We start from the raw sequence: 22,196 nt of genomic DNA, 5'->3' as shown, positions 1-22,196 counted from the left end.
TTCTGCCGGCGTGCGAGCGGCGCCAGCGCGGGAGCGCGCGGGCGGCGCCAGCGCCGCGCGGCCCCGGCCGGGCACAGGTGCTGCTAAGCTTGCCGCCGCCCGCAGCGCGCGGGCCTCCCGTACGAGCAAGAAGGAGAGGAGCGATGATCGTCGTCACCAACCGCATTCCCGTCGCCGAGGGCCACGAGGCCGATTTCGAGGATCGCTTCAAGAACAGGGTCCACCTGGTCGATCAGGCGCCCGGCTTCATCCGGAACGAGGTCCACAGGCCGAAGCCGATGAAGCTGGACCACGCGACCGGCGCGTGGAGCCCGGACCCGGACGCGCAGGGGTTCTACGAGGTGAAGACCTGGTGGCGGTCCATGGACGATTTCATCGCCTGGACGAGGAGCCCCGCGTTCGCGGAGGCGCACCGGAACCGCGCGCCGAAGGAGATGTTCGCGGGCCCGAGCAAGCTCGATATCCACGAGGTGTTCCTCAGCACCGATCTGAAGGGGTAGGGAGCGCGCCGGCGATCGAGCGCGGGGCCTGCCGGGACGGTAGACCCGGTCCGAGACCTCTGTTATAACGGATCCACGTCGACGGTCTGATTGAACCCGGCCCGACGCGCGGAGCCGCCCGGGGAGGAGGCGCATCGCCAGGTCGCTTGCCGCCCTTCACGGCCTCGTTCCGCGGGCAGCGCGCGCCGTCCTCGCCGGCGGTGCCTGGAAGAACACGCGAACGCCCAGAACCAAGGAGACGCAGCGCATGCGGTTTCGTCCGGATCCCACCTTTTACCCGTCGCCGCGCCTGGCGATGGAGGCGCCGCCCGAGCGGCTGGCCTACGTGACCGCGCTCGACGCTGGCGCCGCGCTGAAGCGCCCGGGCGAGCTGCGCCATGACGCGCTCACGGTCGTCGATCTCGATCCGAGGTCGCCGGCGTATGGCACCCTGGTCTCGGTCAACGAGCTGCCGACCTACGGCGACGAGCTGCACCATTCCGGCTGGAACGCGTGCAGCGCGGCCCTGTGCCCCTACGCGCCGCACCCCCACGTCGAGCGCCGCTTTCTCCTGCTCCCGGCGCTCCGCTCGTCGAACATCTTCGTCTTCGACGTCAAGCCGGACCCGCGCCGCCCCGAGCTCGTTCACACGGTGCGCGCCGAGGAGATCGCGAAGCGGGCCGGCTACTCGCGCCCGCACACGCTGCACTGCGGCCCCGACGGCATCTACGTGAGCGCGCTCGGCGGCCCGGACGGCGACGGGCCCGGGGGCATCTTCGTGCTCGACTGCGAGAGCTTCGATGTGCTCGGACGATGGGAGATCGATCGCGGGCCGCAGTTCCTCCACTACGACTTCTGGTGGCACCTCGGCCACGACACCCTCCTCACGAGCGAGTGGGGGACGCCGAAGATGATCGAGGACGGCGTGAATCCAGAGCTCCTGCTCGGCAAGAAGTACGGTCACCGCGTTCATGTATGGGACCTGCGGAAGCGCAAGCACCTCCAGGCGCTGGATCTCGGCGATGAGCACCAGATGGCGCTGGAGCTCCGCCCCGCCCACGACCCGACCAAGGCCTATGGCTTCGTCGGCGTCGTCGTGAGCGTCAAGGACCTCTCCGCCTCGATCTGGCTCTGGCATCGCGACGGCGACCGGTGGGCGATCCGCAAGGTGATCGAGGTGCCGGCCGAGCCCGCGGATCCCGACCTCTTGCCGCCGCTGCTCAAGGGCTTCAAGGCGGTGCCGCCGCTGATCACCGACATCAACCTTTCCCTCGACGACCGGTTCCTCTACGTGTCTTGCTGGGGCACAGGCGAGCTCCGCCAGTACGATGTATCCGACCCGTTCCACCCGAAGCTGGTTGGCTCCGTGCACCTCGGCGGCATCGTGCGCCGGGCGGCGCATCCCCGCTCCGGGCCGCTGCGGGGCGCGCCGCAGATGGTCGAGGTGAGCCGCGACGGCAGGCGCGTCTACTTCACCAACTCGCTTTACGCATCGTGGGACGAGCAGTTCTATCCCGAGGGCGTCGGTGGCTGGATGGCCAAGGTCGATGTGGCGGCGGGCGGGGGCCTGACGGTCGATCCCGAGTTCTTCGTCGATTTTGGCCCGCTGCGCCCTCACCAGGTGCGGCTCGAGGGGGGCGACGCGTCGTCCGACTCGTTCTGCTACCCCTAGCCGGCCATGATGCCCTGGCTCACGCTGGCGCTCCTCGGCGCCTATCACGGCATCAACCCTGGCATGGGCTGGCTGTTCGCGGTCGCCCTGGGCCTGCAGGAGAAGAGCAGCGGCGCGGTGCGGCGGGCGCTCGTCCCGATCGCGCTCGGCCACGCGGCGTCGATCGGCCTCACGGTCGCGCTGCTCGGGATCGGGCTCGCGAGCGTCCCCGCCGCGGCGCTGCGGTGGCTCACGGCGGCCGCGCTCGTCGCGTACGGCGTGCTCAAGCTGGTGAGGCCGCGCCACCCGAGGTGGGTCGGGATGCGCGTTGGCTTCCTCGACCTGACCTGGTGGTCCTTCCTGATGGCCACCGCGCACGGCGCGGGGCTCATGCTGCTCCCGGTCTTCCTGCTCGGCGAAGGCAGCCCCGCTCCGTGCCACGGCGGCGGGTGTCACAACGCGGCTGGCCTGTCGCTCGCGAGCCCGCTCGGCTACCTCGCCGCCGTCCTCGTCCACACGGCCGCCATGATGGCGGCGGCCGCCGCGGTCGCGCTCGTTGTCTATCACAAGCTCGGCGTCGCCATCCTTCGCACCGCCTGGTTCAACCTCGATCGGGCCTGGGCCGTCGCGCTCATCGGGGCCGGCGTCATCGCGGCGCTGCTCTGACGTTGTGACGGGCGACCGGGCGACAGCCTGGCTCCAGAGCTCGACCGCACCCCCTCAACACCCCGAGAGTCGACGGCGGCCCGCCTGCGCACCTCTGCGCGATGTGCAACCGTGCCCGACAACTCTATAAATTTGGCGCGCGTCGCGCTGACCCAGCCCGATCGTCTTCCAAGGCTCTCGCATGGCCAGGGATTCACGGTATGTCAAGCTCGAGCTTCTCCACGAAGGGGCAGATACCCTCGTCTTTCGAGCGCGTCGTAAAGAAGACGACCGGCCGGTGGTGCTCAAGGTCTTGCGACGCGACCACGCCGACCCCCGCGCTCTCGGGCGGCTGCTCCACGAGTACGAGATCGCCAGCGCGATCGACGCTCCCGCCGTCGTCAAGCCTTGCGCGATCGACGCGCTCCACGGCCAGTCTGCGCTGATCCTGGAGGACTTCGGGGGCCGCCCGCTTGATCTTTTCCTCGGCGAGCCGATGCCGCTCGAGCGCTTCTTCCCCCTCGCCCTCCGCATCGCCGCGGCGCTCGCCGAGCTGCATCGGCATCACCTCATCCACAAGGACATCAAGCCTCAAAACCTGCTCTACAACCCGGATACCGACGAGGTCAAGATCACCGACTTTGGCATCGCCTCCCGAGCGCCTCGCGAGTCCCAGAACCTCACCCACGCCGGTCTCATCGAGGGGACGCTGGCCTATATGGCTCCGGAGCAGACGGGCCGGATGAACCGCTGGATTGACGAGCGGACCGACCTGTACTCCCTCGGGGTCACGTTCTATCAGATGCTCACGGGCCGCCTGCCCTTCGAGGCGCGTGATCCCCTGGAATGGGTGCATTGCCACATCGCCCGAACGCCGCTCCCGCCCCACGTGATCGTGCCCTCCGTTCCCCCGCCCCTGTCCGCCGTCGTGCTCAAGCTGCTGGCCAAGGCCGCCGAGGAGCGTTACCAGAGCGCGCTCGGCCTGCGGCACGACCTGGAGGCGTGCTTCGCGGCGTGGCGGGCCACCGGCACCATAAAGGCCTTTGCGCTCGGGCAGCGTGACCTCTCCGACCGCTTCCAGGTCCCGCAGCGGCTCTATGGACGCGAGCGCGAGGTCGAGGCGCTGCGCGCCGCCTTCGAGCGGGTGGTGGCGCAGGGCCGGACGGAGCTCGTGCTCGTGTCGGGGTACTCGGGCATCGGCAAAACGTCGCTCGTCGCCGAGCTGCACAGCCCGGTGGTGCGGGAGCGGGGGTGTTTCCTCTCCGGCAAGTGCGACCAATACAACAGGAACATCCCCTACCTTCCTTTCCTCCTGGCGTTTCGGGGTCTCTTGCAGGAGATCCTCTCCGCCAGCGAGGAGCGGGTCGACCGCTTCCGGCAGCGTCTCCGGGAGGCCCTTGGCCCGAACGGTCGGCTGCTTGCCGACGTGCTGCCCGAGGTCGAGCAGCTCGTGGGCCCGCAAGAGCCCATGCCCGAGCTTCCGGCAACCGAAGCCCAGAGCCGGCTGCTCGCGACATTCCAGCGCTTCGTCGCGGCGACCGCCCAGAAAGAGCACCCTGTGGTGCTCTTCCTCGACGATCTTCAGTGGGCTGACGCGGCCAGCTTGAAGCTCGTCGAGCAGCTCGTGACGTGCACCGAGACCGCGCACCTGCTCCTGCTCGGCGCCTATCGCGACAACGAGGTCGCCCCTGCGCACCCGCTTCCGCGCATGCTGGCCGAGGCGAAGAAGCGCGGCGCCGTCGTCTCCGACGTCGTCCTCGCGCCGCTCTCGGGGGCTGACGTCGGGGCGCTCGTGGCCGAGGCGGTCCACGCCAGCGCGGCGCAGGCCGAGCCCCTCGCGCGCCTGGTCTACGAGAAGACCGGTGGCAACCCGTTCTTCGTGCTCCAGTTCTTGATCGCGCTCCATCAGGAGGGGCTCATCACCCTCGACGCGGAGGCCGGCGCATGGCGGTGGGACATCGCCGCGATCCGCGACAAGGGCTTCACCGATAACGTCGTCGAGCTGATGACGGAAAAGCTAAGGCGGCTCCCGGTCCTGGCGCTGGAGGCGCTCAAGCTCGCCGCGTGTCTGGGCAGCCGCCTGGATCTCGACACCCTCGCGGTGGTCGCGAAGCGGCCGGCGGCAGAGCTCCGCGAGGCGCTCGATGCGGCCGTGCAGGAGGGGTTGATCGTGGGTCAGGGCGGGACCTACAGGTTCCTCCACGATCGGGTGCAGCAAGCCGCCTACGCGCTGATCCCGGCGGGACAGCTCGCCGAGGTGCACCTGGGGATCGGCTGGCTGCTCTTGAAGCGACAGCGCGCGGAAGAGCGTGACGACATGATCTTCGACGTCGTCGGTCACCTCAACCGCGGCGCGGCGCTCGTCCGTTCCCGGGCGGAGAGGGAAGAGCTCGCCGCGTTGAACCTCCGCGCCGGCAGGAAGGCCAAGGCCGCGGCGGCGTTCCACGGCGCGGCCGCCCACTTCGCCGCGGGCATGGCGTTGCTCGCGCCGGACCGCTGGGAGACGCAGTACGAGCTGACCTACGACCTGACCTTCGAGCGCGCCTACGCCGCGTACGTCACAGGCAGCTTCGAAGACGCCGAGCCGCTCTTCGAAGAGCTCATGTCTCGATCCCGGACCGAGCTCGAGAGGGCCGCGGTCGTCGAGCTCGCGGTCGGTTTCCATGTGACCCGCAGGCAGAGCGCCCGCGCGCTGGAGCTCGGGCTCCGGTGCCTCCGCGCCTTCGGCATCGATTTACCGATCCATCCCACCGATGCCCAGGCCGAAGAAGAGACCGAGCGCGTGTGGCAGGCGCTGGGGGACCGGGCGATCGAGGATCTGATCCGCCTGCCCCCGATGACGCACCCGGAGATCAAGGTCGCGATGGGGGTCCTGCGAGGCGTGGCCCTCGCCTCTTATTTCGTGGACCCGAACCTGATGTATCTCATCGTCGTGCGCAAGATCGAGCTCAGCCTGCGCCACGGCAACGCCGAGAGCTCCGCCCACGCGTACAGCACCTTCGCGGTCGAGATCGGCCGGAGGTACTGGAGATACAAGGAGGCTTTCCGCTTCGGCGAGCTCGCCTGCCGCCTGGCCGACGGGAGCAGCCTCCTCACGAAGTCCTACGTGTTTACCATATTCGGTCATCACCTGAGCTTCTGGCGGCGGCACTACCGGGAGGCTCCCTCTTATGCGCGTATCGGCTTCAACGCCGCGATCGAGTCCGGCGATCTGCACCTGGCATGCAGCAACTGCCAGTACTCCCCGCTGTTCGCGCTCTCCTGCGGCGAGCCTCTCGAGGACGTCCTTCATGAGGTCGAAGAACGCCTTGGCTTCGTGCGCAGAGCCCGTCATGCGTTCTCTCATGACATTCTCCTCGGTATTCATTGCCTGATCCAGGCGCTGCGAGGGAGGCCAGTCCGCCTCTCGATGCTGGACGGATCGGTCCTGGATCAGGCAGCCTTCGAGGCGCGGCTGGATCCGAAGGATCTGGAGGGGGCTCACTGCTTCTACTATATATTGAAAGCACAGGCGTTGTTCGTGCTCGGCCACCCCAGGGAGGCGGTCGCGGCGACGACCATCGCGAGCGCCGAGCAAGCCTGGCGGTTCGAGATGGGACCGTTGATCGTCGAGTTCGTCTTCTATCGGACGCTCGCGCTCGCCGCCGCCTGCGAAGAGCCGCCGTCGTCGCCGCGGGAGCTCTCCGATGGCCTCCTCGCGGGCGAGAGGCAGCTCGGCGTGTGGGCGGACAACTGCCCCGAGAACTTCCTCCACAAGCACGCCCTGGTGCGCGCCGAGATCGCCCGGCTCCTGGGGCACGACGCCGAGGCGAGCCGGCTCTACGAGCAAGCCATCTCGTCGGCGCGGGAGCACGGCTTCGTCCAGCACGATGCCATCGCGTGCGAGCTCGCCGCGGGGTTCAGCCGCGCGCGCGGCCTTCCCATCGCCGCCGACGCCTACCTGCAGATGGCCCGCGCCGGTTACTTCCGCTGGGGCGCTCATGCCAAAGTCGAGCAGCTCGACCAGCGCTACCCCCACCTCGTGGAGCGCAAGCCCATCGCCCCCACCGTCACCTTCGCGCTGCGGGCCGAGCAGTTCGACGTCCTCTCGGTGGTCAAGGCCTCCCAGAGCATCTCCGGGGAGCTCAAGCTGCCGCGCCTGCTCGAGACCTTGCTGCGCGTCGTTGTCGAGCACGCAGGCGCCGATGATGGGGTTGTGCTCCTCGTCCGCGGCGAGCGCCTGTCGACAGCGGCCGCCATCGAGGCGAGCGGGGGGGCGGTGCGATCGCTCGATCTGGGCGAGGCGTCGACGGCGGCGCTTCCGCGATCGATCCTCAACTATGTTCGCCGCAGCCGCGAGCGCGTGCTGCTCGACGACGCCACCGCCCCTCACCCGTTCCTGGAGGACGAGTACTTCACGCGCAGGCGGCCGAGGTCGTTGCTATGCCTCCCCATCGCGCGCCAGACCCGGCTGCTCGGCGTCCTCTACCTGGAGAACAGCCTGGTCGCCGGGGCGTTCACCCCCGGACGGCTCAACGTGCTCGAGCTGCTCGCCTCGCAGACGGCGATCTCGCTGGAGAATGCCATGCTCTATTCCGATCTCGAGGAGGAGAACTCCGAGCGGCGGAGGGCGGAGCAGGAGCTCAAGGCCAATCAAGAGATCCTCCAGGGCATCGTCGACAACTCGGCGGCGGCCATCTACCTCAAGGACCGCGAGGGCCGCTTCCTGCTCGCCAATCAGCGCGTGTGCGACCTGTTTCGCGTGCCGAGCGAGCAGCTCCTCGGGAAGACCGACGCGGAGATCGTCCCCGGTCCGATCGCGGAGGCCCTTCGCGACCACGACCGGAAGGTGCTCGAGGCGGGAACGCCCATGGAATGGGAGGAGGAGCTGCCGCTCTCCGATGGGCCGCGCACCTTCCTGTCGGTCAAATTTCCTCTCGGCAAGGGCGCCGCGCCGCGCGCGCTCTGCGGCATCTCCACCGACATCACCGAGCGCAAGCAGGCCGAGCGGGCCCAGCGCTTTCTGGCCGAGGCGAGCCGCAAGCTGATGGCGCTGGGCTACGACGCCACGCTGGCCAGCGTGGCCGATCTCGCGGTGCCCGAGCTCTCCGACCAGTGCCTCGTCAGCGTCCTCTCCGAGGACGACGCGATCTTCGGCACCGCCGCCTCAGGGGTGCGCCTCGAAGAAATCCAGGCGCTGCGCAAGGCGCTGACGCCCCCCGCGGCGGCGACGTCGACCGAGGCCGAGATCGGGGACGCCCGCGCCCTGCCCCTGATGCAGCAGCTCGGCGTCCACGCCTACCTTCGCGTTCCGCTCATCGCGCGCGATCGATGCCTCGGGGTCATGTTCCTGCTCGCAACCGCGCCGCAGCGTCGTTATGGGCCCGCCGACCTTGCGCTGGCCGAGGAGCTGGGGCGCCGTGCCGGCCTCGCGCTCGACAACGCCCGGCTGTACGCGTTGGCCCGGGAGGCGATCGGGCGGCGGGACGAATTCCTCACGATCGCCTCTCATGAGCTCAAGACCCCGCTCACATCGTTGCAAATGCAGATCCAGAGGACCGAGCGGCTCTTGCGTCACGACCCGTCTGCGCACCTCAACCCAGGGCGGATCGAGACCATGCTCCGCGTCCTCCATCGGCAGAGCGCGCGGCTCGGGAATCTGGTGAACGAGCTGCTCGATGTCTCGAGGCTGAACGCCGGACGATTGACGCTGGCGTGCGAGCCAATCGAGCTCACCCGCCTGACCCGCGACATCGTCGAGCGGGTGGCGCCTCAGCTCGCGGCGGCCGGCTGCCGGGCAGAGCTCGACATGGACGAGCCGGTGGTCGGGTTCTGGGACAGATCCCGCCTGGAGCAGGTCCTGCAGAACCTCCTGTCGAACGCGATGAAGTACGGCATGCATCAGCCCATTCACGTGGGCGTGCGCAGGCAGGGGGACTCGGCGTTGATCACCGTCCGAGATCAGGGGATCGGGATAGCCGAGGAGGATCAGGCCAGGATCTTCAATCGCTTCGAGCGCGCGGTGTCGGTGCGCAATTTCGGCGGCCTCGGCCTCGGCCTGTATCTGGTGCGCTGGATCGTGACGTCGCATGGCGGGACCGTCCGGGTGGAGAGCAAACCCAACGCTGGAGCGACGTTCGTCGTGGAGCTCCCGTTGCGTTCCCCGGCGGTGGGCAATCAGGACGAGACGCCACGCCACAGGGCTGACGACGACGGCCTGGAACGCATCCCAGGAAACGCTTGAACGCGAGCGGCCTCGTGTACTACGAGGCCGGCCAGGCGCGCTCATCGGGCAGCGGCCTTCAGCCGCGGCGCCCCTATAGCGCGGGATCGGCACCATGTCAGAACATCCTCCAGCAGCGTGGGACACCGGCGTCGGGCCGTGGTGTCACGCGGGCCCGGGGCAGGCGACGAGCGCGCGCCCCGAGCGCCCGCGCGGCGAGGTGGCGCCGGAGCGGCCGCGGCCCGCGCCAAGGCGGGCCCTGTACCTCCTTCCCAACCTGATCACGCTGTCCTCGGTCTTCTGCGGCTTCGACGCGATACGGCTCTCGGCCTCCGCGCGGTCCGACGACGACCTCCGGCGCGCCGCGCTCCTCATCCTCGTCGCGATGCTCGCCGACACGCTCGATGGCCGCGTCGCGCGGATGACCCGGACCGAGAGCGCGTTCGGGGTCCAGCTCGACTCGCTGGCCGATCTCGTCTCCTTCGGCGTGGCCCCGGCGCTGCTCGTGTATCAGTGGTCGCTCCACCGCCTCGGTCTCGCCGGCGTGCTCGGCGGGTCCGTGTTCGCCGCGTGCGGCGCGATCCGGCTCGCCCGCTTCAACGTCCTCTCCATGGGCGAGGCGGGCGGGCCGCCGTCGCCCGCGAGGTACATCGTGGGCCTCCCTGTCACTGGCGCGGCGGGGATCCTGATAGCGATCGTCATGACCCACCGCGGCGCGGGCGGGCAGCTCGGCGGCGCCGGCGTCGCGCGGGCGGTCCTCGCGACGACGCTGCTCGTCTCGATGCTGATGGTGTCGACCCTCCGGTTCCGCTCGTTCAAGGATCTCCGGCCGGGCCCCCGCACGTTGCTGGCCATCGCGCTCGCGCTCGGCTCGAGCGCGCTCCTCTCCGTCCGCTGGGGGCCCGCGCTCGTCCTCGCCTGGGGGCTCGGCGTCTATGTCCTGCTCGGCGTCATCGAGTCGCTCTGGCGGCTCCCGGCGCTGCGGCGCGGCGGTCCGGCTGCGCTCGAGGCGCGCGCCGGGGGCGGCGAGGAGCGGCCGTAGCGCGGCCCGCCGATCACGGCCTCCCCGACTGCCAGTATCCGTTCCCCTGCTGCTTCCACCATTTCACCTCGGCGCTCGGGGACCCCGGCCACGCGCGATAGGTGTAGATCCCGTCGTCCAGGAGACAGATCGGGTCCTGCTGCTCGTGGCTCAAGCAGACCTTCCCGGGCCCTCTGTCGTACTCGAGATAGTAATCCACCTTTTCGGGGTCCTGCAGCCCATCATTCCAGATATTTTTCGTTCGTGCCTCCCATCTGCCCATCGACACATAGGTGAACGTTCGATGGGTGGTCCCGGTGACCCCTCCGTCCCTGGTGGTCGGCCCGGAATACGCATAGATCATCATCTGCGCATAGGCGGCCGCCGACGTGAGCGACACGACGGCCAGGGTAGCGAGACCGCGGCGTAGCCTGCTCATGGATCACCCCTCCTGCCCTTGAGAGAACGATGCTTGTCTCGAACGATCGGCTGTACGTCAGGCCTCTGTCCGGCCTTGACGCGGTTCACCATCTAGCGCCCTGGCGCTGACCGTCAACCCTGTGTACCGGCCACCGGGCTACACCCCTCGCGCGGCCGCGAGCAGGCTCGTGCTGGCGGCGCACGCGGCGCTTCAGCGCTCGACCTCGATGGGCTGTCGCAGAGATCTGGGGCGAAGGAGCCGGTTGGCCGCTCTGCGGGACCAGCCCGATCGACTCCTCTGCAAATGCTGGTTCAGGGGCGGCCTCGGGTCATGGCGACCCGGGGCCAGCGGGGCAATCCACGTTCGTCCGGGCGGCGCCTCAGAACGCCGAGCCGTTCGCGCGACGGCCCGGAGAGGCGCTCGCGCCAAGGGCGCTGTGCAGGGCGAATTGCGCTCCCGGGGAGGCGTCGGGGCTGCGGTTCATCGAGACGCCGTCCTGCGCCGCGAGCCCGCTCGCGTAGGTGACGGTGTCCACGGTCGCGCTCGAGGCGTTTCGCAGCCTGACCGTGTCCCCGCTGTTGCCGAAGTTCAACGACCCCGTGGACGCGGCGACGGCCCCGCTGCCGCTCGGCACGGCGGAGGCGCCGCCATACACCACGATGGCCGTCGAGGGCGCGAGCGACGCGCCGGTCGGGAAGGTGTGCCGCGTCGACGTGCCGTCGGAGAGCGTCCAGCCGGCGAGGGCCGCCGCGGCCGTGCCGACATTGACGATCTCCACGAACTCGCCGGCCGTGTTGCTGCCCGGCTCGTTCGCGAGGACCTCGTTGATGATCACGGCGGCGGTGCCCGTGCCCCCGCCGGTCCCACCGCTGCCGCCGGCCCCGCCGCTGCCGCCGGTCCCGCCGCTGCCGCCGTTCCCGCCGCTGCCGCCGGCTCCGCCGCTGCCGCCGGCCCCGCCGCCGCCGTCGGGGACCAGGAAGTCGCGCACGACGCCCATGTGCTGCATGTTCGGGGCGCCGCTGTCCGACGAGACCGCGGGGCTGATCTCGGAGAGCGGCGAGTAGACGCGCGTGTCCGCCACCAGGCCGTTCGCGAAGCTGCTCCCGCCGATCACGACGGCCGTCTCGTACGCCTCCAGGTCGCCGTCGACGAGCACCCAGTCATAGGGCTTCGTCCTGCCGGCGTTGGTGTTCGCGTTCCCGTTCCGGTCGGCGGGATAGGGCCCGGCCGTGACGACGACGTCCGAGACGCTCGAGACGCACGCCTCGGTCCGGCTCGCCGTGTTGAAGTCGCCGCCGATGACCAGGTAATCGCCCTGGGCCACGTTCGCCTCGATGAACGAGACGAGGTTCCGCGCCTCCGTGTCGCGCGCCCCCGCGCTGGACGTCAGGAGGTGGACGCTGATCGCGAACACGTGGCCGGGGCCGGGGATATCGATGCGCGCCCACGCGAAGTCCCGGTTGCTCACCGACGTGTCGTCCCACTCGCCGGACGCCACGATCGGCCACCGGCTCACGATCCCGTTCGGGATCTGCGCCCCGCTCTCGCGGTAGTAGCTGAACCCGGCGCCGAACGCCGCGTCCACGAAGGCGCGGAGCTCGGAGGTGGTGTTGCCGCCGTAGTTGAACTCTTGCAGCAGAGCGATATCTGGCTTGATTCCCCGCAGGATGCGCTCGCCGTGCCCGGGATCGTAGCTCTGGTAGTTGCCGCTCGTGATGTTGGCGGCCATGAGCCGGACGCGCGTCGACAGCGCGTCGCTGTGCTCGCCGAGGAGCTCCGCCTCCGCGCCCTCGTCCACGTCGAGCGGCAGATCGGCCGCGCACGCGGACATGGCGAGCGCCGAGGCGAGCAGAGTCAGCCGAACCCATAAGCATCGCTTCAAGAGGGAAGACGTCGATCGCATAGCGCTGCACCAGGCCTTTCTGGGGATGGTCTCCTGAAGCATCCCCTCGAATTTCCCGGGAAGATTCACAGGGAGTCGGGGAGGCGGGGAGTGAAATACCACCGATCTCCCCGTCTCCCCGCCTCCCTGTTGAATTCTCCTCTGAAAATGCGAGCAAAACGAGGGGGTTTGTCAGGAGTGTCTCATTACAGCACGGAACGAGGGCGCGGCGGTGTCGCGTTCGTCCCTGTTCCATGCAGTGATGATGCCGTTCCGGTCACGGACGGACGACACCCGACGTCGGGCGCGCTGGTCGCCTCGGCGGCTCAGCGGCTCGCCATCGCGAACGCGATCCCGCTCTGGAGGGAGCTCTTCACCGCGCAGCGGCCCATGTCCGCGCCGCGCTCGGCGAGGCGCTGGGCGACCTCGGGGCGGATCCCCGTGAGGACCACCCGCGCGCCGAGGAGGCCCGCGACCCGCACCGCGTCGAGCAGCGCCTCCATCGCCGGCGGATCGATCTCGTCCACGCCGGTCAGGTCGATGATGGCGATCCGCGTGCGGCGGTCCGCGATGCCGCGCGACAGCGCCTCGATCATGCGGCGCGCCCGCCCGGCCTCGAGCGGGCCGATGAGCGGCACGACCACCACGTCGTCGCGGATGGGGATGAGCGGCACGGACAGCTTCGCCAGCGCGGCGTCCTGGGCCTTGATCACCTCCTCCTGCAGCCGCGCGCGCTCCTCCTCGGCGCGCTTGCGCTCCGTCAGATCGATGCCGGTCATGATGACGAACCGGACCCTCTCGTCCCTGCCGCGCAGGACGGCGCCCGACCACGCCGTCACCCGGCGAGCGCCGTCTGCAGCCGTCCACGGCACCTCCACCTGCCTCTTCGACTCGCCCGCGCCGAGCTGCTCGAAGAGGCCTTTGAGCTGCGCGGACGCGCGCGGATCGGGCGTGAGATCCCAGAGGAACCGGGCCTCTTGGAGCCCCCGCGCGCTCCCCAGCGCCTGCTCGGCGGCGCTGTTCATGCGGACGATGCGGCCGCGCGCGTCGAGCACCACGATGAGGCCGTCGACGAGATCCATGACGGCCGCCATGAAGTCCCGCTCCCTGCTCAGCATCTCCTGCCCGTGCTTGCGCTCGAAGATGCGGCCGAGCTGCCGCGCGATGCGGCCGATGGTCGCCGTGAACTTCCCGTCGTCCGCGTGCTCGGCGTCGGAGAAGAACTCCAGCACGGCCACGACGTCCGCGCCGACGACCACGGGGAACGCGAACCCCGCCTTCACGCCCAGGTTCCTCGCGAGACGGGCGCGCGGGAAATTGGCGTCCACCGTGACGTTGCGCACCCACGCCGGCTGCTTCGAGGCGAGCACCCTCCCGGGAAGACCGAGCCCCGCGGTGAACTGTGTCGCTTCCGTGACAGCCTTGAACGTCGCGAACTTTGCTTCATCGTTCAGGTGCCAGAGCGCCGTGGGAAGGAGCAGAGACGGATCGTCCGCGGCCGGCACGTACGCATGCCCGACCGGCCAGCCGAGGTGATTGCAGATGTGCGTGATGGTGCGATGCAGCGCCTCTTCGACGCTCGCTGCCTCGTGGACGTCGACGGTGACCACCCGGAGCAGGTCCACGAGCGACCGCTCATCCGTCAGCACATTGTCGAGCCTCAATCGAGCTCGCGCCGCCAGTTCATCCGAGCGTTTGAGGGGGCAAGTCATGCATGAAGCCGTAACATGCGCCATGTATCGAATCCGTTTCGACGCGGCGTCGTCGTCGGTCCGCTCGTTTCGCTCGTTTGCCATGGACCGGCGCGGCGCGCGCGGTCGCCGGCCGGCGCCGCGGTGACGTCTCCAGGCGGGCGGCGGGCGGCGGGCGGCGGGCGCGCCGGGGATCCTGGGAGATCACGGCGCTCGCCATCCGAGTCGTCCGAGTCGTCGCTGGACGGTGGTGCGCTCTTCCCCTTAAGGTGTCGGCCGCCGCGGCGAGGCGGCGTGCGCGGGCGCGCGGGGCCGTGAAGAAGGCGACGGCCGCGGCGCTCTCTCCGGCTTCTGGTCGAGTTTCTGATCGCTTCTGACGGACAAGGATGATGATGCTCTCGAACTGTCTTCGCCGGTGTGCGTTCGTTGTGACGTTGCTGGCTGCCGTGCCGGCGCTCGGGGCGCCTCCGCCGGACGGCGCCTCGGCCGAGGCGCAGCAGGCCGCCCGGACCAAGGCGCACGAGGGGCTCAAGCTGTACGGCGCGGACCGCTGGCAGGAGGCGTTCGACGTCTTCCAGGAGGCGGATCGCCTCTTTCATGCGCCGACGCTCGTGCTCTACATGGCGCGGTGCCAGCGCAAGCTCGGCCGCCTGGAGGCCGCGCGCGACCTGTACGAGCAGGTCCTCGGCGAGCCGCTCCCGGAGGATCCGCCGACGGCGTTCCTCGAGGCGCGGAAGGACGCCGACACCGAGCTCGCGGGCGTACGCGCCGCGCTGGACGCGGCCGCGGTGAAGGCGCCCCCTCGCGCCGAGCCCGCGGCGCCGGCCGGGGCGGAGGGCGGCGGCTCGCTGGTCCCCGCCGGCGTCGCGTTCGGGCTCGGGGCGGTGGGCATCGGCGTCGGCGCCGTGACCGGCCTCATGTCGCTGTCGCAGGTCTCGGACATCAGGTCGCGCTGCGAGGGCCGCCGCTGCCCGGCCGAGCTGCAAGGCGACGCCGATGCAGCGGCCACGCTGGGCCACGTGTCCACCGTGAGCTTCGTCGTGGGCGCGGCGGCGGCCGCGGCGGGCGTCGTGCTGCTCGTGGTCCGGCCCGGCGGCGGCAGCGAGTCCGAGGCCGCTGGCGCGCCTGCGGCTGCGGGCGCGCCTCCGCGAGCGCCGCGCGGCGTGGTCTGGAGCGCCGGGGTGGGCCTCGGGCGGATCGAGCTCCAGGGGAAGTTCTGATGCGAGCGCTGGCGCCACGCGCGAGGAGTGCGTGGCGCGGGAGGATCGCCGCGGGGGGGCGCAGGGCCGCCCCGCGGCGCCTGTCATCGCGACGTCAGTCGCACGTCGCGGTCTCGCAGGCGTCCATCTCCGCGGCGCACGCCTCGCCCACGCACGTGTTGCAGGCCTCGTCGTCCTGGCCGTCGCACGCCTCGTTGCAGGCGCCGTTCCCTGCCGTCATCTGGCAGGCGAGCGCCGCCGAGAGCTGGGGCCCGACGCTCTCGCAGCTGTTCACAACGCAGCCGTAGGCCGCGGCGTCATCCTGGGCGCTGCCGAGGCACTCGAACGCCTCGGCGCACGTCGTCTTCCCGTCGCCGTACCACGTCGCGGCGACCAGGCCCTCCTCGGTCTCGCAGTTCTCGTAGGCCGGGGAGCGCGGGAAGTACGGCCCGATCAGCATGCACATCTCGTCGCGGGTGGTCAGGCCCTGCGCGACGGCGCGATCCTCGACGTTGTTGAAATCGCAGCGGTAGTCCAGGGACTCTCCCGCCTTGAGCTCGAGCAACGGAGTGAACTCCTTCGACGGGACCCCCTCCCACCTGTCGTGGGCATAGAGCTCCGTCATCGTGCCGTCGATACCGACGTGGTATGCGGCGTAGCCGACGCCGCGGCGGTGCATGTGCGACTGCATCCTCACGATCGAGATGTCGTTCTCGGCGACGCAGCGCATCCGCGCCGTGGACCTTCCGTGCGCGGGCACGCTGATGAAGGGGTTGTAATGGAAGAGCATGCCCGCCTCGACCTTCACCTCGTCGTCCGCGATCGTATAGAGGTTGATGCGCGCGTCGGTCTCGATGGGACTGGACGACGAGTTCAGGTAATGGGTGTTCATGAGGAGCACCGTGCCGGGCGGGACCTTGAGCGCCACACCCTCCGGGAGCTCGTCCATGAAGGAGTCGCCGTCGGCGGACTGGGAGCCGGCGATCACGCCGGTGACCTCCCAGTCGCCCTGGGGACCGTCGTTGCAGTCGTGGACCTGGCTCCCGTCCAGGGCGACGCCGCGGCGCGTCTCGGTCGGGATCGAGGTGTAGGGCGTCGTGTACAGGAGCACATGGTGGCTCCCGCCGGAGAACCGCACTTTCCCCTCGTTGACGTTGAGCCCCTCCGGCGGCGCGACGAAGAGCTGGCAGCGCTCGATCTCCTGCCCCGGCTGGAGCGTGGAGACCATCCGATACTGCACGCCGGCGCCCTCGGCCGGCGGCGCCAGCAGCTCGTCCTCGGAGGGTTGAGGGTTGGTGTCCGAGGAAGAACAGCCGAAGAGCGCGACTGCGCCGAGGAGAGCGATGAGTGAGGTCGTTGTTCGCATGCGTTGATCCCTGCCGTGTGTTGGTATCGCATCTCGCGCGCGCCGTTCGGGTCGCGCGCACATGGCTCCCGGGGGCCCGCAGAGGGGCGCGCACCCGGGGAAATCGATCGACGCCGGCTTGTCCGCGCCGGCTTGTCCGCGGCCGACCTCATCCCATCGAGGGCGGAGTCGGACGCATCATGAAGTCATCTCCAGGATCGAGGGCGGCCGCGCCCGCTCGGCCGGTGCCGCGAGCCCCAGCTCGGAGAGCGGCCGAGCAGCGTGTCGATGGCGAGCCGCACCTCGAGGCGAGCCAGCGTCGCCCCGATGCAATAGGGATTGCCGCCGCCGAAAGCAATGTCCTTGTCGGCGCCCTGCCGCAGATCAAACGTGGATGCGCGGGGATCGATGATCGTACCGCTCATCATGTCCACACGTACGCCCGGCGCGGCGCCGAGCTCCCCACTGTCCTCGCTGCCACCCGCCGCGGCGAGGGACGCATGGGACGATCTGGCGGTTCCTTCATGCCAGCGGGATGGGGGAATCTCCCCACCACGCACACGTGGGTCTGCCGCGAGAGCGAGGACAGGCTGTGCTCGTGCAGCCGCTCGCAGCTCGCTGTTCAAGGCGAGCTGCGGGTCGTTCGCCGTGAGCTCCCACGCTGCACGATCGGTCGTCAGGCGGCCATCGCGCAGCAAGGATACGACGTCCTCTGCGCCGCAGGATGAGCCACGCGCTCCGCGCTCGTCCGCGTGCCATGGCATATCGAGGGCCTCGGCCGACAGTGCGTACATCCTTTCGCTTCGCTGTGAGGTGTGACCAGGGCGCGCTCGACCGCGGTTGACTCCGGCGTCGAGCCTCGCTGGATGCCATGCGGACGAGCGCCTGTCGAGCCTCGATCCCGCCGCCGATGGGTCACCCGGAGCGGCGTTGGAGGGCTGTTTTGTAGCTGTTTTCGCGCTGGTGCCGGTCAGATCATGTGTTGAGTGAAGAACTGTAAAGACACTTTGATAAGCGTGATGTCGCGGGCAGGACGCGAGGTAGCGAGGTAGGGGCGCGCGCCGGCGCGCCCGCTCTTCCGGCGCGCCGAGGGCGCTCCGGGCGCCCTCCGCCGCTCGGTCGGCTGCGCCGCTCGGGTCGCTGCGAGCGCACCTCGGCCGCGCTCTCTGGTAGCGTGGGCCCGTGCAGCCTCGCGCCACCGCATGCCGCGTCCTTCCTGCGATCGTCCTCGGGGCGGCCGTCGCCCTCCTCGCCCCGGACTCGGCGCAGGCCGCGGATCCGGCGCCCGCCGTCGCGATCGACCTCGGGGGGGTGCAGCTCGAGCTCGTGCTGGTGAAGGGGGGGCGCTTCCGTCAGGGCTCGCCGCCCGCGGAGGCCGGGCGCGGCGACGACGAGGCGGTCCGGGACGTGACCCTCGGCCGCGACTTCTACCTGGGGAAGTTTCCGGTCACGGTCGGGCAGTTCGGGCGCTTCGCCGCGGAGACAGGCTACCGCACGGAGGCCGAGGTCGGCGCCTCCGGCGGGTTCGGGTTCGACGGCAAGGGCCTCTCGCAGCGCAAGGAGTTCACCTGGAGGACTCCCGGTTTCCCGCAGACCGACCTGCACCCGGTGACGCTGGTGACCTTCAAGGACGCGGGCGAGTTCACCCGCTGGCTGACGCAGAAGACCGGCCGCGCCTTCGACCTGCCGACCGAGGCGCAATGGGAGTACGCCGACCGCGCGGGGACCCAGACGCGGTTCTATGCGGGCGACGCCGACAGCGCCGCGGCCGCCATCGGGTGGTTCAAGGGCAACGCGGGGAGCGGGACGAGGCCTGTCGGGCAGAAGCAGCCGAACGCCTTCGGCCTGCACGACATGAGCGGCAATGTCTACGAGTGGTGTCGCGACTGGTACGGGCCCTATGCGCCCGGCCCGGCGGCCGACCCCGAGCAGACGGCGCCCCCGGCCGGCGACAAGCCCCGGCGCGTGCTGCGCGGCGGGTCGTGGCTCAAGGACGCGAAGCACCTGCGCGCCGCGGCGCGGTACCGCAACGACCCCGGCAGCCGCAACGCGGACAACGGCTTCCGCGTGGTCGCCGCGCTCTCGGCGAGCGCCCCTGCCGCGGCGCCTTCGCCGACCCCGCCGCCGGCGGCGACCGCGCAGGCGCCGCGCTCGAGCTCCTGGTCGACCGCGGCGACGGTGGGGTTCGTCGGCGGCGGCCTCGTCCTGGCCAGCGCCGTCATCGGCCTCATCGGCCTGCTCGTGCACCGCGCGGTCGGACGCAGGCCCATGGCCGGGGCGCCGCCCGGCGTGACGTTCCGGCCGCAGGGCGACGGCTTCTGGCTGCACGCGCCCCCGCACCTGCACGGGTCGATGCTCCACTACCGCTGCCTCGTGAAGGGCGCGATCCGGCGCGCGTCGGTCCCGATCGAGCCGGGGCCGCGCGGGCAGTTCGTCTACACGGGCGGCGTCCCGTCCGGCGTGGAGGTGGAGCAGATCGGCGCGGCCGCGTGGGCCGCTCCGCGCGCGGCCGGGTGGGCCGCGGCGCCGTCGGCCGCGCCGCGCGCGGCCGCCGCGGGGCACCGGTCGAGGGACCGGATCTCGAGCGCGCCGGACGTGGCCGTCGCCGCGCCGTTCCGCGGCTATCCGTCGGCCTACTGAGCCGCGCCGCTCTCTCTCGCATGCTTCGCATGTTCCGCAGCTCCCGCATGCGCCGCCCCCTCTGCGCCGTCTTCGCCGAAGCGCCCGCGCACCGCGCCCGCGCCGGCCGCACGCTGCGCGCGCTCCGGCTCGCCGGGCTCGCGCCGGTCGATCTCACGGCGGCGCCGCTCGCGGCCGCGGCGGAGGCGCTCGCGGCGGGGCCGGTGTGGCTCGTGCGCGGGGGCGCCTGGCCTGCGCCCTCCGCGGCGATCGAGCCGGACCCGTTCCCGCCGCCGAGCGACACCGGGCTGCCGCTCTGCGCGCTCGGCGCCGTCCTCGCGCCGAGCGACCTCGCCGCGACCTCCGTGCCCGAGCCGGACGTCACGGCGTGGGCTGAGCTGCTGCGCGCCACGGGCGGCGAGCTGAGCCGCGCCGCGCGCGCCCGCCGCGCTCCGGGGCTGCCCCGCGCGGCGAGCGTGTACCTCGACGGGGCGCTCGCCGCGGGCGTCGCGGCGCGGCTCGGCGCGGGCGAGCCGCTCGACGCCGCGCTCCAGGGCGAACTCGGGGCGCGGCGGGCGCGCGTGGTGCGGCACGCGCCGCTCGACGTGTGCGACGACGCGGCGCCGCGGGTCGCGCAGGTGGTGACCAGCCTGCAGCAGGGGGGCGCCGAGCGGATCGCGATCGACCTCGCGAGGGAGCTGCCGCGGCGCGGCGTGCGCTCGCTCGTCTGCGCGGTGTACCGGCCGACCCGCGCCACGTTCTCCGCGCCGCCGGGGGCGCTCGATCTGTCCGATGCGCGCGGCGACAGGGAGGCGCGCTTCGACGCGCTCGCCCGGGGGCTCGCCGCGTGGGGCGCGGATCTCGCGCACGCGCACCTGTTCGACGCCGAGGATCTCGCGCGCCTGTCCGCGCGCGGGTACCGCCCGCTCGTCACGGTGCACAACGTGGCCGCAGGCTGGCCGGCGGGGCTCGATCGCCTCGCTCCGGAGGGCGCCACGCTGCTCGTTGCGTGCGCGCGCGCGGTCGAGGCGGAGCTCGCGGAGCGCGCGCTGCCGATCCCGGCGCGCACGGTCTGGAACGGCATCGACCTCGCGCCTGCGGACGCGGCGCGCCGGGCCGAGGCGGCGGAGGCGCATCGGTCCGGGTCGGGGGAGGCGGTGCGCCGATCCCGGTCGGCGGAGGCCGCGGCGTGGCGGAGGCGCCTCGAGATCGCGCCGGGCGACCTCGTCCTGCTCGCCGTGGCGAACCCGCGGCCGCAGAAGCGGCTGCACCTGCTGCCTGGAATCCTCGAGGCCACGCGGGCCGCGCTGGCGGCGGCCGGCGATCCGCGGGCGGCTCGGCTCGTCATCGCCGGGAGCGCCTCGCCGGGCAGCGAGCAGGCGCTGGTCGCGGAGGCGGAGATCCGGCGCGAGGTCGACCGGCTCGGCCTGCGCGCCGAGGTGCGCTTCGCCGGGGCGGTCTGCGACGTCGCCGGGCTGCTCGCGGCGGCCGACGTCCTCGTGTCGCCGAGCGCCCACGAGGGGCTGAGCCTCGCGCACCTGGAGGCGCTCGCGGCGGGCCTCCCGGTCGTCGCGACCGGCGCCGGCGGCACCGTGGAGATCGCGGCCGAGACGCCGGCGATGGTCCACCTGCCGCTCGACGCCGCGCCCGAGCGGTTCGCCGGGGCGATCGTGGCGGCGGCGCGCGCCGGCGCCGCGGGCGACGCGGGCGACGGGTCGACGAGCGGCCGGGAGGTCGTGGCGCGGCACTTCAGCCTCGCGCGGATGGCCGAGGGGTACGCGCGGCTCTACCCGCGGGCGATCGCGCGGAACCGCGGCGTGCGGCGGGGCGACGGGCTGCTCCTCGTCACGAACAACTTCTCGATGGGCGGGGCCCAGTCGAGCGCGCGCCGGCTGCTGCTCAACCTCGCGGCGGCCGGCGTGCGCGGCCGGGCGGCCGTGATCGAGGAGCAGCCGGAGTACCCGACGCCGGGGCGGCGCGCGCTCGAGGCCGCGGGCATCCCGGTGCTGGCGGTGCCGCCGCCGGCCGACATCGAGCCTGCAGAGGCGGTGGAGCGCCTGCTGCGCGCGATCGAGGAGGACCCGCCGGAGGCCGTGCTGATGTGGAACGTGATCGCCGAGCACAAGGTGCTCCTGGCCGACGGGCTGCTCGACGTCCCGCTCTTCGACATCAGCCCGGGTGAGATGTACTTCGCCTCGCTGCGCCGGTATTTCGCGTCGCCGCGCCGCGGGCTGCCGTACAGCGCGCCGCGCGACTATGGAGCTCGTCTTGCGGGGGTGATCGTCAAGTACGGGGCCGAGGCGGCGCTCGCCGCCGAGGTGCTCGGGGCGCCGGCGCATGTGGTGCCGAACGGCGTGGCGCTCGGCCCGTGCCCGTCTGCGGCGCTGCGCGCGCCGGCGCCCGAGCAGCGCGCGTCCGTCGGCGGGTACGGGCGGCTCGCGATCGGGACGGCGGCGCGGATCCACCCGCACAAGAAGCTCGACGAGCTCCTCGCCGCGCTGCGCCTCGCGGCGCCGCGCATGCCGCCGCACGTGCTGCGCATCGCGGGCGGCGTGGAGCGCGGCGCCGAGGCGCACGCCGAGGAGCTGCGGCGGATGGCGGCGGGGCTGTCGGTCGAGTGGGTCGGTGAGCTCGCCGACACGCGCGCGTTCCTGCGTGAGCTCGACGTGTTCGCGCTGATCGCCGAGCCCGCCGGGTGCCCGAACGCGTCGCTGGAGGCGATGGCCGAGGGGCTGCCGGTGGTGGCCACGGCGGTCGGCGGCATGTCCGAGCAGGTGGACGACGGCGTGACGGGCCGGCTGGTGGCGCCGGGCGACGCCGAGGCGCTCGCCGCGGCGCTCGTGGAGCTGGGCGCCGATCCGGCGCGGCGGGCGCGCATGGGCGCGGCGGGGTGGGAGCGCGCGCGGGAGCGGTTCTCGCTGGAGAGGATGGTCGCCGATTACGTGGGCGTCTGCCTGGGCGAGCGGGACGTGCGTAGAGACTAGGCACTACAGCGTCGCCCAGGGACGAAATTGCCGTGGCGAAGCGGCGCGATCCGGGCG

General features: G+C 71.5%; 13 protein-coding genes. 8 read left to right on the top strand and 5 right to left on the bottom strand.

Going from position 1 to position 22,196, the window contains the following annotated elements; all coding sequences use genetic code 11:
• Positions 1–143: 143 nt before the first annotated feature.
• From WME97_RS35835 to pssA, 5 genes are all read left to right on the top strand, one after another.
• Positions 144–500 carry an antibiotic biosynthesis monooxygenase family protein gene (locus WME97_RS35835; protein ID WP_012239378.1) on the top strand — a complete coding sequence of 119 codons (357 nt, stop codon included), beginning with the start codon at positions 144–146 and terminating at the stop codon, positions 498–500.
• 247 nt (positions 501–747) lie between these two features.
• Positions 748–2,151 (top strand): selenium-binding protein SBP56-related protein, encoded by a 1,404-nt coding sequence (locus WME97_RS35830; RefSeq protein WP_437544391.1) that lies wholly within the window; start codon positions 748–750, stop codon positions 2,149–2,151.
• Positions 2,152–2,157: 6 nt separating this feature from the next.
• Entirely contained in the window at positions 2,158–2,796 is a 639-nt protein-coding gene (locus WME97_RS35825) for a hypothetical protein (RefSeq protein ID WP_437544389.1), read from the top strand.
• A 181-nt stretch (positions 2,797–2,977) separates the two neighbouring features.
• Entirely contained in the window at positions 2,978–8,998 is a 6,021-nt protein-coding gene (locus WME97_RS35820; RefSeq protein ID WP_437544387.1) for an AAA family ATPase, read from the top strand.
• Between the two features lie 94 nt (positions 8,999–9,092).
• Positions 9,093–10,019, top strand: a complete 927-nt coding sequence (gene pssA / locus WME97_RS35815; RefSeq protein ID WP_437544385.1) for a CDP-diacylglycerol--serine O-phosphatidyltransferase — start codon at positions 9,093–9,095, stop codon at positions 10,017–10,019.
• 13 nt (positions 10,020–10,032) lie between these two features.
• Here pssA and WME97_RS35810 read toward each other — a convergent pair whose 3' ends face one another.
• The 3 genes from WME97_RS35810 to WME97_RS35800 all read right to left on the bottom strand — a co-directional run bounded on the left by WME97_RS35810 (position 10,033) and on the right by WME97_RS35800 (position 13,950).
• Entirely contained in the window at positions 10,033–10,437 is a 405-nt protein-coding gene (locus WME97_RS35810; protein WP_437544383.1) for a hypothetical protein, read from the bottom strand.
• 361 nt (positions 10,438–10,798) lie between these two features.
• Positions 10,799–12,322 carry a lamin tail domain-containing protein gene (locus WME97_RS35805; RefSeq protein WP_437555558.1) on the bottom strand — a complete coding sequence of 508 codons (1,524 nt, stop codon included), beginning with the start codon at positions 12,320–12,322 and terminating at the stop codon, positions 10,799–10,801.
• A gap of 305 nt (positions 12,323–12,627) precedes the next feature.
• Positions 12,628–13,950 carry an STAS domain-containing protein gene (locus WME97_RS35800; protein WP_437544381.1) on the bottom strand — a complete coding sequence of 441 codons (1,323 nt, stop codon included), beginning with the start codon at positions 13,948–13,950 and terminating at the stop codon, positions 12,628–12,630.
• A gap of 470 nt (positions 13,951–14,420) precedes the next feature.
• Here WME97_RS35800 and WME97_RS35795 point away from each other — a divergent pair, with 470 nt between their 5' ends.
• Complete coding sequence (locus WME97_RS35795; protein ID WP_437544379.1) at positions 14,421–15,212, top strand: tetratricopeptide repeat protein; 792 nt, start codon at positions 14,421–14,423, stop codon at positions 15,210–15,212.
• 94 nt (positions 15,213–15,306) lie between these two features.
• Here WME97_RS35795 and WME97_RS35790 read toward each other — a convergent pair whose 3' ends face one another.
• Together WME97_RS35790 and WME97_RS35785 are read right to left on the bottom strand one after the other, a co-directional pair.
• A complete protein-coding gene (locus WME97_RS35790; protein WP_437544377.1) occupies positions 15,307–16,557 on the bottom strand; it encodes a hypothetical protein in 1,251 nt (416 codons plus the stop codon).
• A 185-nt stretch (positions 16,558–16,742) separates the two neighbouring features.
• Positions 16,743–16,964 carry a hypothetical protein gene (locus WME97_RS35785; RefSeq protein ID WP_437544375.1) on the bottom strand — a complete coding sequence of 74 codons (222 nt, stop codon included), beginning with the start codon at positions 16,962–16,964 and terminating at the stop codon, positions 16,743–16,745.
• Positions 16,965–17,718: 754 nt separating this feature from the next.
• Here WME97_RS35785 and WME97_RS35780 point away from each other — a divergent pair.
• The gene (locus tag WME97_RS35780; RefSeq protein ID WP_437544374.1) at positions 17,719–19,176 is read left to right on the top strand and encodes a formylglycine-generating enzyme family protein; all 1,458 of its coding nucleotides are present in this window, start codon (positions 17,719–17,721) and stop codon (positions 19,174–19,176) included.
• Between the two features lie 29 nt (positions 19,177–19,205).
• Positions 19,206–22,139 carry a glycosyltransferase gene (locus WME97_RS35775; protein ID WP_437544372.1) on the top strand — a complete coding sequence of 978 codons (2,934 nt, stop codon included), beginning with the start codon at positions 19,206–19,208 and terminating at the stop codon, positions 22,137–22,139.
• The last annotated feature ends 57 nt before the right edge of the window (positions 22,140–22,196 follow it).

The organism is Sorangium sp. So ce367, assembly GCF_051520455.1.
Lineage (GTDB): Bacteria > Myxococcota_A > Polyangia > Polyangiales > Polyangiaceae > Sorangium > Sorangium cellulosum_B.
This window is presented reverse-complemented; position numbering and strand designations above follow the sequence as displayed.